The 14270-nt window shown below is 74.5% G+C and carries 3 protein-coding genes; all 3 read right to left on the reverse strand.

The window, feature by feature from the left end; genetic code table 11:
• Window positions 1-85: 85 nt before the first annotated feature.
• From ACFZP7_RS01105 to ACFZP7_RS01115, 3 genes are read right to left on the reverse strand one after another with little or no spacing between them, the layout of a single operon-like run.
• Window positions 86-6601: a beta-ketoacyl synthase N-terminal-like domain-containing protein gene (locus ACFZP7_RS01105; RefSeq protein ID WP_385633555.1), complete on the reverse strand. Its 6516-nt coding sequence runs from the start codon at window positions 6599-6601 to the stop codon at window positions 86-88.
• A 57-nt stretch (window positions 6602-6658) separates the two neighbouring features.
• Window positions 6659-12730, reverse strand: coding sequence for an SDR family NAD(P)-dependent oxidoreductase (locus ACFZP7_RS01110; RefSeq protein WP_385633556.1), 6072 nt, complete (start codon window positions 12728-12730; stop codon window positions 6659-6661).
• A 47-nt stretch (window positions 12731-12777) separates the two neighbouring features.
• On the reverse strand, window positions 12778-14265 hold the full coding sequence (locus tag ACFZP7_RS01115; protein ID WP_385633557.1) for a PfaD family polyunsaturated fatty acid/polyketide biosynthesis protein: 1488 nt from the start codon (window positions 14263-14265) through the stop codon (window positions 12778-12780).
• Window positions 14266-14270: the final 5 nt, after the last annotated feature.

Genomic DNA, 14270 nt, shown 5'->3' on the forward strand with positions numbered 1-14270 from the left:
CGTCCCGCGCGGACGAAACGGGTCGCAACACCGAGGCAACCGGCATATCTCCCAGGGGCTCAGGGGCCCGCCCCGCGCGGCGCGCTCAAAGGACGCGCACCCCGATCCCTCGGGCCCGGTACACGCAGGTGTCGTCGCCCCACAGGGTCGCCTCGGCGACGGCCCAGCGACCGGTGGCGTCCTCGCCGACCGCCAGGATCTCCATGTCCACGGTGATCAGCCGGGTTTCCGGGGTGATCTGCCCCCGGTACTTCCAGGCCACTTCCCGGCCCGGCATCACCGGCTCGAACCGGGGAGACGGCATTCCGCCGGTGAGTCCCCGTTCGATCATGTAGTAGCGCAGGAGCTGGCCCATGGCTTCGATGCCGAGTGATCCCGGCTGCACCGGGTCCTGGAAGAAGTGCGCCTTGAAGAACCACTCCCCGGCGTCCACGTCCTTCTCCGACCGCAGCCGGCCGAGACCGGCGCGGCCCGCGTCCGGCCAGTAGCCGGTGACCCTGTCGATCATCAGCAGCATCGGCCCCGGCAGACGCGCCGGGCCGTCGAAGAGGGCTGCCGGACGCGTCGTGAGGTCCACCGTGCGGTCGCACGGCGCGGTGAGCGCGGCGCGGTCGTCGGTGGAGACCGGGATGCCCGTCTGCTGTTCGAAGGCCGAGTGCGGGAAGAACCCGAAGACCGTGGACAGGTCGAAGACGAGTCGGGTGCCGGCGAAGCAGCGGACCGTGAACGACTCGACGATCATGTCGCCGCCGCGCGAGACCCGGGTCAGCTCGGCGTGGGTACGCACGGTCGCGGTGGCGTCGGTGACGGCCGCGATGACGGTCCCCGAGCCGTCCAGGTTGCGGAACAGCAGGTCGATGTCGCTGGTCAGGGCGCTGCCCACATAGGTGGCGAGCCAACCGCACGGCTGGAGGGCGATCTCCATGAGGACGGCGAACGGCATGGTCCGGCCGTCGTTCTGCTCGAAGTACCAGGCACGGTCGGGGACGTCGTACTCGGCGACGACGCGGCTGCCCTCCGCCATCCCGTTCGGCGGCCCCTCCACCTCCACGATCCGGCTCATGAAGTGGTACGGAGGCCCCGGAAGACGCGCGCTGCGGCGCGTCCCGTCGAAGCGTGCGTAGGCCGGGCCGAACGCCTCACTGGGCCTGCCCCAGGCGCAGGCGAGCAGCGAGGCGTAGTCGAAGGCGAAACCGTCCACCACCGCGGTCGCCGAGGGCTCCCGGTGCCCCACCAGGCCGCCGAGCGAGGCGAGAGGAACCGGGGTACCGCTGGTCTGCCGGGCGGCCGGGCCGAGTTGGCGCCAGTGCGTCAAGGGCCAGTCCGGCACCAGCCGGAGCCCCACGTGCCGGCCGTGGAAGGCCCGGCACCCGTCGACGGTGCCCAGCACGTCGGCGTACAGGGTGGGCACGGGGCCGGCCGACACTCCGCGCACGAAGACCTCGTACACGATCCGTCGGCTGCTCGGAGTGGCCTGGCCCCGGCACTCGGCCGTGCTGGGGGCGCCGTCGACCGGCTCGAAGCGCCATCCGTCCCGGTCGACGGTGAAGCCCATGGCGGCCAGGTAGAAGGCCATCGCCTGCATCCCGCCCTGGAGCATCAGGGTCCCCGGCATACAGGGGTCGTTCTTGAAGTGCCCGTCGAAGAACCAGTCGTCGGGCGCGACGGGCGTCTCGGCGCGGAGGTAGCCGCGGCCCCAGGGCCCGCCCGCCGGGTCGAACGCGGTGACCTCGCGCAGCAGGCGCAGCCGGCCGCTGTCGATGCGCGGTGACCGTACGTGGGCCGCGGCCCGCTCCCACCCGGGCCCGAAGCAGTCCGCTGGACGCCCCTCGGAGAAGGCCCGCACCCGATCCGCGTCGAAGGAGCCGTACGTGCACCGGACCGCGGGTGGGTCGGTGGGGAGGTCGGGGCCGGGTGGGTCGGCGGCCGGGTCGCCCTGCACTCCGGCGCTCCGGGCGAGTTCGTCCCGGGTGAAGAACCCCGCTTGGGCCTTGCGGACGCTGAGGCGCAGCTCTCCGTCGACATGGCAGTCGTAGTGGAAGAAGAAGAGCCGGACACCGTCGTGCTCGGCGTGTCCGTCGATGTGGATCTCGTAGCTCAGGGTCTCTCCCGCGCGGGGAGGGCTTCCGTGGTACGTCAGTTCGCAGCCGAGCAGCCGGTAGGCTCGCTCGCCCCGGTTCAGCAGGTCGATGCCGAGCCAGCTGATCAGCAGGAGGTCCGCCTGGCCGGCCTCGACCATCAGGCCGCAGGGCATCCGCCCGGTGGCGTCGAGGTACCAGCTGTCGAGGGTGACGTCGGTCTCCGTCCAGATCGTGCCCTGCCGGTTCGCCGGTCCGGGTGCGAGGAGCACCGCCGGTTCGGCGTCGATACCGGTGACCCGGTCGGCCAGCAGCATCGGCGGTTCCGGCATCCGCGTCTGCACCGCGTAGGCGTCCTGCGGGGCGAACACGGGTCCGAAGAGGTCGGAGACGCGTCCGGACGCGAGGTGTTCCAACTGGGCCCTGTCGAACGTGGGTCCGGGCCGGACCACGGGCAGTGACCGGCACGGTTCGGCGGGGGCGACCGGCGGCGGCCCGCTGGTCCGGGTACGCGGTACGCCCGGCCGCTGCCGGGGGTCGGCGGCCGTCGGCGGTGCCGCACGGCCCAGGGCGGCGAGGGACTGTTCGGTGAGCCGCAGGAACCGTGCGTGCAGGTGCGCCTGGCCGGCCATCACGTCCCGGTGGAGCGCCGTCACCCGCAGGGCGTGCCGGGCGGCGAGGGCCCTGCGGTCCGCGGACGCCGGGGACCGACCGTCGCTCACGCGGGGTGCGACGACGGCCGGCGAGTCGGGCGGCGGGGCGGGCGGGCCGGGGTCGTGGACGGGAGCGAGGCGGGGTGCCGCGGGCAAGGTCACGGCGGGGCGGCCGAGCGAGGAGGGCAGCCGGGGTTCCGGCAGAACCGGGACCTCCAGCGTCGGACCGGTGCGCGCGGTCCCGGCCTCCGGGACCCGCCGCAGTTCGGCGAAGAGGGCGTCGGCCCGCACCGGCACACCGGCGACCACGAGTTCGGCGACGGCCAGGCACAGCTGCCGGAGCCCTCTGCCGTCCGGAGCGTCCAGGGTCACTGCCACGTGCTCCCGTTCCCCGAGCACCCGTTTGATCCACCCGGTGCACAGCCCGCGCGGCCCCTGCTCCACGAAGACGCGGACCCCGTCGGCCCAGGCCCTCTCCACCGTGCCGGCGAAGTCGATCGTGCCGAGGCCCTGGGCGGTGATCGCCTCGGCGGCCCGCTCGGCGGTCGGAAGGTACGCCCGCCGCTCGGCCCCGCTGTAGAAGCGCACCCCGGGCACCTTCGTGGTGGGCCGCAGGTGGAGGCGGCGCCACTCCTCGCGGACCTCGGCCAGCTCCGGGGCGTGGGCGGCCAGGTCGTAGTCGATCGCGAGGGCGTCGCCGGCACCGAGCCGCTCCACGGCGGCCGTGACCGCCCGGGACTCCCCGCCGACGACACACACCCCGGGCGCGTTGACCGCCATCAGGTGAACGGCCGGTTCGTGCGCGATCTCCTCCTCGACCCGTTCGAGGGGGGCGGTCACCAGGTAGCTGGACCACCGGGTCCCGGTCACCCCGGCGCGTTCCCACGCCCGTCGCACCGCGCGGAGTTCTCCCGTCAGCTCCCGGGTGAACAGGCCGCTGTCCCGGGCGTCCACGTACAGCCCCTCGGCGTCCGGCCAGGCTCCCAGGGCCACCAGAGCGGCCGTCTCACCGGAGGAGTAGCCGAGGGCGGCGTCCGGCCGCAGGCCCAGCAGCCCCCGGCACAGCTCGGTGTGGAGCGCGGCGAGCCGGGCGGCGCTCCGGATCCGTTCGAGCGTGGTCGGCTCGGGGCCCGGCTCCACGGGACCGGTGGCGGCGCCGCGCCCGGCCGAAGCGGTCTCACCGAGTGACGGGAGGGCGAGCATCAGCTCGCGCCCCATGCCCGGGTAGGCGGCCGAGCCGTTGGTGTACACGAACCCGGTCTCCCCGGTCACCGGGGCGTCCCGGTAGAGGAGACCAGCGGGCTTGATCCCACCGCGAGCGAGCCAACGGCGCGCGCCCTCCACGGCCGTGGGAAGTCCGTCATCGTCGTCCACGACGAGTGCCAGGCGAGCCGGGCCGTCCGAGGACTCCGCTCCCCGCTCCAGCGCGGCCAGCACCTCCCGCCGGTCGCCGCCGGAGAAGACGTGCAGCCGCGGCAGGGCTCCCGGGATCCGGGGCAGCGGGTCTCCGGCGCGCAGCCGGACACGCGCGGAGGGGGCCTCCAGCGGGGTGACGACGGCAACCGCGGTACGCAGGCCCGGCCGCGGCTCCGCGGGCGCCCCCGGGCGGGGCACCGCTCGGTGCGGGAGGGCGGTCGCCGCGACGGCGGCGGCCAGCAGCCCTTGGGCGGCGTGGACCCGTCCGAAGACCGCGGCCGGGTCGACGGTGGCCGCCGCGTCGTCCCCGACGAGCAGATCGGCCTCGCCCTCGCCGTCCTCGTCGAGGAGGGCGAGCACGGTGTCGCCGTCCCGGCGGGCGGCGGCGAGCGGTTTCAGCACCAGGACGACGGCCGCATCGCCGGTGCCGGTCTCACGGCCGAGTTCGCTCAGGGCGGCACGGTGCACGGCTCCACTGGACACATCGGTGGCGCCGACCAGCGCGGCATCGGCCTCGCCCGCCCTGATGGCCCGGGCGGCGAGGGTGAGCGCCACCAGTCCGGACGCCTCCTCCGCGGACACCGCGAAGCCGGGTCCCGCCAGGTCGAGCTGGGTGTTGATCCGGTTGGCCACGAGGTTGGGGAGGGTGCCGATCACTCGCTCCGCCCCCATGGAGGAGACGAAGGCGTCGCGGGCACGCGCGAGGAGGTCGGGGTCGGTGTCGCACCCGGCCTGCTCCGCCCAGTGCGGCAGTCTCCAGCGTGCGCCGCCGCGCGCCACCTCGGGGTCGACCCCCGCCCCGATGAGCACCAGGGTCCGCTCGCGGGGCAGGGAGATCCCTCGCACGGCCTCGCGCGCCGCTTCCAGCACCAGGAGTTGATGGGGCGAGGTACTGCGCAGCGCCGACGGGGGAAAGCACAGGTCGGGCAGTGACACGCCGACCTTCGTGGTGGGTCCGCGTCGCTCTCCGTCGAGGACGGCGCGACGGAAGTCCTCGGTGCCGGCCCCGTCGCCGGTCCGCGCGCCGACGGCCACGATGGCGATCGCGGATTCCGCCGCCGGGCCGTCGGAGTCGGTGGCGTCCGGCGCCGCACGGAACGGGAGGGGCGTGCCCTCCGCGTGTGCTGCCGGGTCGCCGTCCCAGGCGTCGACGATCAGGTGGGCGTTGGTGCCTCCGAAACCGAACGCGCTGACGGCGGCCCTGCGCGGCCCCTGCCACGGCTCGGGCTCGCTCAGCACGCGCAGCGGTGTGCCGTCGAGGCCGTCGAGGGGACGGTCGGCGCCGAGGGTCGCCGGGCGGATGCCCGCGCGCATCGCCCCGAGCACCTTGAGCAGGCCGCTCACCCCGGCCGAGGCCAGCAGATGACCGACGTTGGACTTCACGGAGCCGATGGGGACGTCGCGGGCCTGCGCGAAGGTCCGTGCCATGCTGCGGACCTCCACGGCGTCCCCGACCGGGGTGCCCGTGGCGTGGCACTCGACGAGCGAGACCGTCTCCGGTGCGACGCCGGCCGCCGCGTACGCCAGCCCCATCGCCCGCTCCTGCCCCTCCTGGGCGGGGCTGAGCAGGCCGCGGCCACGGCCGTCGTTGGACAGTCCGATGCCCCGGATCACCCCGAGGACCGGTGCGCCGCCCGCCAGTGCGTCCGCCAGCCGCATCAGGGCCACGAACCCGGCGCCCTCGCCGTGCAGCAATCCGTCCGCTTCCCGGTGGAAGGGGCGGCTGCGACCGGACCTGCTCACCGCCGACAGGCCGCAGAACCCCACGTGCAGGAACAGGTTGTCGACGCGGTTGACCGCGCCGGCGAGCATCAGGTCGGCCGTGTTGTCGTGCAGGCGGTCGCACGCGAGTTTGATCGCGTACAGCGAGGAGGCACAGGCGGCGTCGAGCGCGAAGGCGCCCGCTCCCAGGCCGAGTGCCCGGGCCGCGAAGTGGGCGGGCAGTCCGGAGGAGAAGCGGTTGCGTGCGTCGGGGCGCGTACGGCGCCCGCCGGTCAGCAGGGCGTCCCGCACCTGCGGCCCCTGGGCGGACAGCCAGACGTGTTCGGCGAAGGCCGACCCGGCGCTCGTGGGGTAGGCGAGGTTGCCCAGCACCAGACCGGCGCGCTCGCCGGGACCCCCGTAACCCGACTCCCCCAGTGCCTGCCGGGCGCCGTACAGCACCCAGTGGAAGAGCGGGTCGAGGGTCAGGATCCGTTCCGGCCCGATGAGGAAACCGCTCGGGTCGAAGACCTCCTCGAACCCCCGGACATAGCCGCCGACGTCGGTCCAGGTGCGGTCCTGGTGGTCGTCGACCGTGCCCATGGCCCAGCGGTGGGGCAGCCGCCACCGTTCCTCCGGGACCGCCGACAGGCTGCAGCGGCGTGCCGCGACGTTGTCCCAGAAGGTGTCGGGGTCCAACGCGTCGGGCAGCACACAGCCGCGTCCGACGACGGCGATCGGTTCGAATCCCATACTGCTCCACTTCGGGGCGCACGCATACGGAGGAACGGGGGCGCGGAGCGCGCTCGTTCAGTCGGGACGGCGGACGAGCTCCACGCCGAGCAGTTCCACGCGAGGGGTGCCGTCCGGGTCGAGGAGGGCCACGTCGCACCGTGCGCCGGTGTCGTGCACCTTCCGGGCCCGCACCACGCACCTCAGGCTGTCCGCGGCGGGGCCGCGCCGGTGGACGCGGCACTCGGCGACGGCCATCGGCAGACACGCGCTCCCCAGGGCGTGGTCCGCCCAGACCAGGGCCAGTTGCAGCGCGCCGTCCACCGCGGCCGGATCGGTCTGCCAGTGGGTGCCGCCCCAGCCCAGCCCGGTGACGCCCACGACGGTCGCCTCCGCCCCGTCGGAGCCGACACCGCGCAGGGTGCGGAGTGCCTGGAACCGTGGTCCGTGGAAAAGGGTCCGTCCGTCGTAGGAGACGGGGCGTTCCGTGTCGTCCCCCTCCCGGGGGCCGGCCCATGTCCCCTCTTCTGAGGGTGCCGCCCCGAAGTCCAGTACGGCGTGGAAGTGCGGCGCCCCGTCCGCGTCCCGCAGTTCGGCCTCCAGCCCCGTCGGGGGGCCGACGGCGCGGCGGCGGCCGTGCACGGTGAAGCGGTGCCCTTCGTTCTCCAGCCCCGGCAGGGTGACCTTGTCGAGCACCCGCACGTCGCGCAGGACCGGAACTCCGGACGTGGGGCGCCAGACGCCGGCCGCGCCGGTGAACCAGTCCAGGACCAAGGCCAGGGGCAGCACCGGGTCGTCGGCGACGCGGTGGTCGGCCAGGTAGGGGTGGGTGGCGGAGGTGACGCGGACATGGGCGGCGGGCGGGTCGCCCGCACCGTACGACGGCGCCTCCCCGTCGCCGGCCACCACGACGATGCGACTGTCACGGGCCGCCGCGTCGAGTTCGGTGGTGAAGGCGGCGGCGCCCCGCTCCCGTGGGATCAGCTCGACACCCGACCGGTGGAAGCGCTCGGCCAGTGCCGGGGTCACCATGCCGCCGTGCCAGGGCCCCCAGGCGATGGAGCGCACCCGGCAGTCCGGCCGCCGGGCCCGTTCGGCCGACGCCACGTGGTCGAGGACGGCGTTGGCCATGGCGTAGTCGCACTGTCCCGCGTTGCCGAAGACCCCGGCCACCGAGGAGAACAGGCAGATCGTCTCGACCGGGTCGTCGGCCGTCGCGGCGAGCAGCGCCCGCAGACCGTCGGTCTTGGTGGTCATCACCCGGTCGAACTGCTCGTCCGTCTTGTCGGAGATCCGCTTGTCGGCCAGGACTCCGGCGCCGTGCACGATCCCGGTGACGGGGCCCCATGCCTCTCGGACCTCGCGGAGCGCGGACGCCAGGGCCTCGCCGTCCCTGACGTCCACGGTCAGGTACCGGACCGGGGAGCCTGCCTCCTCCAGTCGGCTGAGTGTCGCCCGTACCTCGCGCGCCGCCAGGACGGCCCTCGCCCGCGCGCGGATCTCGGCCGGGCCGGTGCCGGCGGTCCGCTGCTCCCCGAGCAAGCGCACCAGTGCGGCTTCGTCGGCGGCCTCGGAGGCGCCCGGGGGCTCCGCGACCAGTTCCGTGCGGCCCAGCAGAGCGATGCGCGGCCGGTGGGTCCGGGCGAGGTCGGTCAGGGCGGCCGCGGTGACCCCCCGCGCTCCCCCGGTGGCGACGATCACGGACCGCGGGCCGATGCCCGTCGTCTCCGGGCCCGGTTCCGCCGGTGCTTCGACGGCGCACGGTACGAGGCGGGTGCCGTCCGCGCGCAGGCCGGCCTCCGGTGCCGGTCCGCCTTCGAGCAGTTCCTCGACGATCGCCTCGGCGACGGTCTCGGCGTCCCGGCCGCCGCGCTCGCAGTCGATGGCCTTGACGGAGGCGTCCGGCCACTCCTGTGCGGCGGTCCTGGTCAGGGCGGCGAGGCCGCCGAGCCAGGCGCGGCCGGGTTCCCTGCCGTCCAGCCCGAAGTCGCCACCGGTGTCCTGGACAGTGACGAACACCCCACCGGCGGCCTCCATGCGCGGCGCGACCGAGCGTGCCGTGCGGAAGGCGTCGCGCAGGATCTGTCCGGCCTCCTCCGGTGACCCGATGTCGAGCAGTCCGCCAAGGTGCACGACGGCGCCCGCTCCGTCGGGCACCTGGGTCGCGGTCCCGGCCCGTACTCCGCGACCGGTGAGTTTCCCGGCCACCAGGGCGGCGAGCGCGGAAGGTCCTCCGACCACGGACACCGGGCCGTCGCGGAGGCCCGCCATCTCCAGTCCCGGCGCGGGCGCGTGCACCGTGCGCAGGACGAGGCGCCTCAGTTCCACCGGCTCCGGTTCCCGGCTCGCGACGGCCGTGTCGGGCTCGGCGTCGGGCGGTGCGGCAGCGGCGGACGGTACGGCAGCGGTGGACGGTGCGACAGCGGACGGTACGGCGGCGGGAGCGACCGCGGCCTTGAGGGCGTCCACGATCTCGCGGAGCGTGCTGAGCCTGCCGAGCGCGGCCACGTCCCCGGTCGGCAGGTCGCCCACCCGTTGCCGAACGGCCGAGAGGATCTCGACGCGCTTGATGGAGTCCACGCCGAGGTCCGCATCGAGCGCCATGTCCGCGTTCAGCATGGACACCGGGTATCCGGTGCGCTCGGCGACCACCGAGAGCAGCAGTTCCTCGAACCGCGCAGGGTCCGCGGCCGACGGCGCGTCGGCGCGGGACGGAGCCGGTGAGGGCTCGGGCCGACGGGCGGGTGGTACGACGGAGGCGGCGGTCGGCGCGGGGGCGGCCGGCGGTGGCGGGGCGGGAGTCCGCGGCATCGCCCCGGGGGGCGTCTCGGGCCCATGGTGCACGGGAGCGGGGGCCGGCGGGAGGCCGGCGGGGGACGCCGCGGCGAGATCGGGGGCCGCGGACGCAGCGGGCAGGACCGGAGCGTCCTCCCTCGGGGGCGCGCCCAGGAGCGCGGCCAGGGTCGTCTCGGTCATCCGCAGGAACGCCATGTGGCTGTCGGCCATCATGCGGTGGCAGGCCGCGTGGGCCTCCGCCGCGTGCCGCTGCACGCTCTCGACCATGGCCGACCAGTGCGGGTCCGCGGGGAGGGCGGGGTCGATCGGCTCCGGCAGTGATCGGGCGGCCGGTACGGGTTCCGGTACCGATGCCGGTTCCCGGACCGGCGCGGGTCCCACTCCGGATACGGGTCCCACTCCGGATACGGGTTCCGGTTCCTGTGCCGGAACAGGGCCGCCGAGCGGCAACGGCGGTGGGGCGGGCGCGAGCGTCGTGGCCGGTGCGGCTACCGGCGGAGTCCGGGGCGGATTGGGTGGCGGCAGTTCGGCCGCCCCGCCCTCGGGGGGATAGGGCTGACCGTAATTGGCACCGCTGATCTGCACGGTCATGCGCGGTTCGCGCTCCTTCGCTGCTGTCGCTGACGGTCCGTACGGCGCCCAAAGGAAGCCGTAGTCCAACTGCGCACCGCGCGCCGCGAGCCTGCCCAGCGCGCCGTGCAGGGTGGTGACCCCGTCCTGCCCCCGGCGGTCGAGGGCGACCGCGGCGTGCTCGCGGTCACCGAGGACGCGTCCGACCAGGCCGGTCAGCGCGGCCCCGGCGCCCACCTCGACGAACGTCCGCGCGCCCGCCGCGTACATGGCTTCGATCTGCTCATCGAACAGCACGGGCGCGGCCAGGTGCGCGGCGATCCTGCGGCGTACTTCGCCGGCGTCCCCCGGGTACGGTGCCGCGTCCGCGTTGCCGTACACGTCGATCACGGGTGCCGTGAGGGTCAGGTCGTTCAGGAACGCGGACAGCGGCTCGGCCGCCGAGGCGACCAGCGGGCTGTGGAAGGCGTGCGAGGCGTCCAGCCGGCGCACGGCGACGCCCCTGGAGAGGAACTCCCGCTCCACCGCGTCGATCGCTGCGCGCTCGCCGGACACCACGACCTGGTCCGGCGCGTTGTGGTTCGCCGGCCACACGTTCTTCGAGCCCGTTCCGGCGAGGACGGCCGTCACCAGGTCGCGGCTCGCGGCCACGGCCAGCATCGCCCCCGGGGTGTCGGCCGCGGCGCGCATCAGCTCGCCCCGCCGGCGGGCCAGCGCGACCAGGGATGCGGCGTCCAGCGCTCCGGCGGCGTGCAGGGCCACCAGTTCGCCGAAGCTGTGGCCGCCCACGCAGTCGGGCCGCAGTCCGAGGCCGCGCACCACCTCCAGGAGGGCCAGGCTGTGCACGGCGAGCGCCGGCTGCGCCCACTCGGTGGCGTTCAGCAGGGCGGCCCGCTCCTCCCGCTCCGTGTCGTCGAATCCGGGAGGCGGGAACACCACGCCGTGCAGGGCGCGGCCGTCGAACCGGCGGCCTGCCAGACGGTCCCAGACGGCCTGGGCCTCGGGGGCGAACATGGCGAGGTCGGCCCCCATGCCGACGTACTGGGCTCCCTGTCCCGGGAAGAGGAACGCCACCTTGCCGACGGCGGGGTCGCCGGTGCCGTAGTGCGTCCCGCCCGGGAGGGAGAACGCGTCGTGCGGCCGCCGCCGGATCGCGGCTGCGGCCTGCGCGAACCTGTCGTACAGGTCGTCGGTGTCGGTCGCCACTACGGCCAGGCGTGCCTCGTCGCCGGGCCGGAACCCGGCCTGGCTCTCCCGCGCGATCTCGGCGAGGGGGCGGCCCCGGTCGATGGTCCGCTCCAGCAGGGCGTCCGGCGAGGGGGCGCTGAACAGCACCAGTTCCGTGGGCGCGCACCGGCTGCGCCACGCCGGACGGCCGTTCCCCGCCGAAGGCACGTACTCCTCCAGGGTGACGTGGAAGTTGCTGCCTCCGAAGCCGAAGCTGGACACCGAGGCGCGGCGCGGATGGCCGGGCGGACGTACCCATGGGCGCGCCTCGGTGTTGACGTAGAACGGGCTGTCCCGCGTCCGCAGGGCGGAGGCGGGACGCTCGACCTTGATGGTGGGCGGCAGGACCTGGTGGCGCAGGGCCAGGACCGTCTTGAGCAGGCCGGCGGCTCCCGCGGCGCACTTGGTGTGGCCGATCTGGGACTTCACCGAGCCGATCGCGCACCACTGCCGGGCCCGGCGCCCGCCTTCCTCGAACACCGTGCGCAGCGCGGCGAGTTCGGCGGCGTCCCCGGCCTTCGTACCGGTGCCGTGCGCCTCGACGAGTTCGACCGTGCCGGGGTCGTAGCCCGCCTGCTCGTACGCGCGTCGCAGCGCCCGTGCCTGGCCCTCGGGCAGGGGCGCGTAGATCGCCGTCCCCTTGCCGTCGGACGAGCTGCCGATCCCCCGGATCACCGCGTGGATCCGGTCGCCGGCCCGTTCCGCGTCGGCCAGCCTCTTGAGCGCGTACATCACGACGGCTTCACCGAGCATCGTGCCGTCGGCCCGGTCGGAGAAGGGCCGGCAGTCCCCGGTGGGCGACAGCGCGGGTGTCTTCGAGAAGCACATGAACATGCCGATGTCGTTCAGGGTGTCGACGCCCCCGCTGACGACCAGGTCGGCACGGCCCAAGGAGAGTTCCGCGACCGCGGTCGACAGGGCGGCGAACGAACTCGCGCACGCGGCGTCGGTGGTGTGGTTCGTGCCGTGCAGGTCGAACCTGTTGGCGATGCGTCCCGCGACGACGTTGCCGAGGAGCCCGGGGAACGTCGCCTCCTGCCAGGGCGTGTAGTGGTCCTGGACGGCGTCGCACACGGACTGTGCCTCGGCCTCGGGGACGCCCTGTTCCCGCAGGGCCTTCAACCACACGGGGCGTTGGGTCCGCCCCTGCATGTGGCTCAGCAGCTCCAGCGAGGACGCGCCGAGGATGACGCCGACCCGGTCGCGGTCCACACCCGACAGCCCGCCGGCGTCGGCGAGCACCTGGTCGGCGACCATGAGGGCGAGCAGCTGGCTGGTGTCGGTGGCGGGGAGGGTGGTGGGCGGGATTCCGTAGGCCAGCGGGTCGAAGCCGACCTCGGGCAGGAACGCCCCTCTGCGCGCGTAGGTCTTGTCCGGCGCGGCGGGGTCGGGGTCGTAGTGGTCCTCGACGAGCCAGCGCGACGGAGGCACGTCGGTGATCAGGTCCCGGCCCGAGAGCACGGTCCGCCAGAACTCCGTGGGGTCGGTCGAGCCCGGGGCCAGGGCTCCGACGCCGACCACGGCGACGGGTACCTGCGGGGGGTGGGTCTCGGACACGGGCTCTCCCTTTCGTGGGGCGTCGGCTTCCGGGGCGGGGAGCGCGGTCACGCGAGCCTGCGCGGCGTGTACGCGAAGGCCGAGGCCGGGACCGGGACGCCGTAGGTGCGCAGTTGATGGGCCCGCGTGAGAACGGCGGCGCCTTCGAGGAGGTTGAGCGCGATCTGCACCACGGTGCGGTTCTCCGGTTCGGCGAGGAAGCCTCCCGCGGTCCACCGGTTGAACGCTCCCACCGCCGGGCCGCACCAGATCTGGTAGTCGGTGCGCCGGCCGGTGTCCCCGTCGATGGCCCAGCGGCTGGAGCTGCCCAGGTACCAGCGGAAGACGAGGGCCATCCGGTGCTTGGGGTCGTTCTCCGCCCGTGTGATCTGTGCGGGGTCGCGCGCCGCCCAGAACCGCTTGGTCCGTTCCCACACCTCGTCGACGGGAGCCCCGAGGACGTCCCGTTCCAGCTTCTGCCGCTCCGGGGAGGGGATGTCCTCCAGGGAAGGGTGGGCCCGGTAGGCGGCGTAGAGCCGGGAGGCCCTGGGGGCGAACATCGTGCCCCGGCGCAGCACCTGGAGGGTGACGCCCATCTCGAACATGTCCGCCGCGGGCGCCATGGTGACGTCGGCGACGTCCGCCTGGGCGAGCAGTGTCTTGGCGTCGTCCGAGATGCCGGCCTCGGTGGCCGTCTGGTTCACCGACCCGGTCACCACGTAGGCCGCCCCGAGCGCGAAGGCGGCGGCCACCGCGGCGGGCGTTCCGAGCCCTCCCGCGGCACCGATCCCGACCGGGCGCCGGTAGCCGAAACGACGGGTGACGTCGTCGCGCAGCATCAGCACGCGGGGCAGGAGGGAGCCCAGCGGGCGTCCGTCGGTGTGGCCACCGCTGTCGGCCTCCACCGTGACGTCCTCGGCCACCGGTACCCGACGGGCCAGTTCGGCCTCGTCGGCGCTCAGCTCGCCCTGCTCGACGAGTCGGCGCAGCAGCTCGGCCGGTGCGGGTGAGAGGAACTTCTCGGCGACCTCGGGCCGGGACACCTTGGCGAGGATCCGGGTGGGTCGCAGGACGCTCCCGTCGGTGTCCCGGCGCAGTCCGCGGGCCGCGCACAGCACCGCGGCGGGCGTGAGTTCCAGGTAGGCCGAGAGCGACACGCGGGGCACCCGGTGGTGGAGCAGCAGCTTCGCGGTCCGCAGTTCCAGCCCCGGTTCGGCCGGTGAGTGGATGAGGTTCACGCCCCAGTTGGTCCTGTCCCGGAGCCGGTCGGCCAGTTCGCGCACGGCCCGCTCGACCTCCGGCAGGCCGAGACCCGCCGCGCCGAAGAAGCCGAGCATGCCGGCCCGGGCCATCGCGGTGACCATGCGGGTGGTCGCGATGCCGTTCGCCATCTCACCCGCCACATAGGGGAAGCGGACACCGTGGGCCTCGCAGAAGGCGCGCCCGCCGAGCCACTCCGGGTACAGCGGCGGCAGCGTGCCGACGACCTCGTCGGCCGGGCGCGGTCCGAAGGCCAGGCCGAGGGTCCGGCGGGTGCTGTCGGTGACGACGTGCACGTGCT

The organism is Streptomyces sp. SudanB5_2050, from assembly GCF_964272335.1.
Lineage (GTDB): Bacteria > Actinomycetota > Actinomycetes > Streptomycetales > Streptomycetaceae > Streptomyces > Streptomyces rochei.

What these genes read in the sequence shown, in the direction of transcription:
- ACFZP7_RS01105 (WP_385633555.1), bottom strand. Translation starts at nt 6,601, where the DNA reads ATGGGATTCGAACCGATCGCCGTCGTCGGACGCGGCTGTGTGCTGCCC.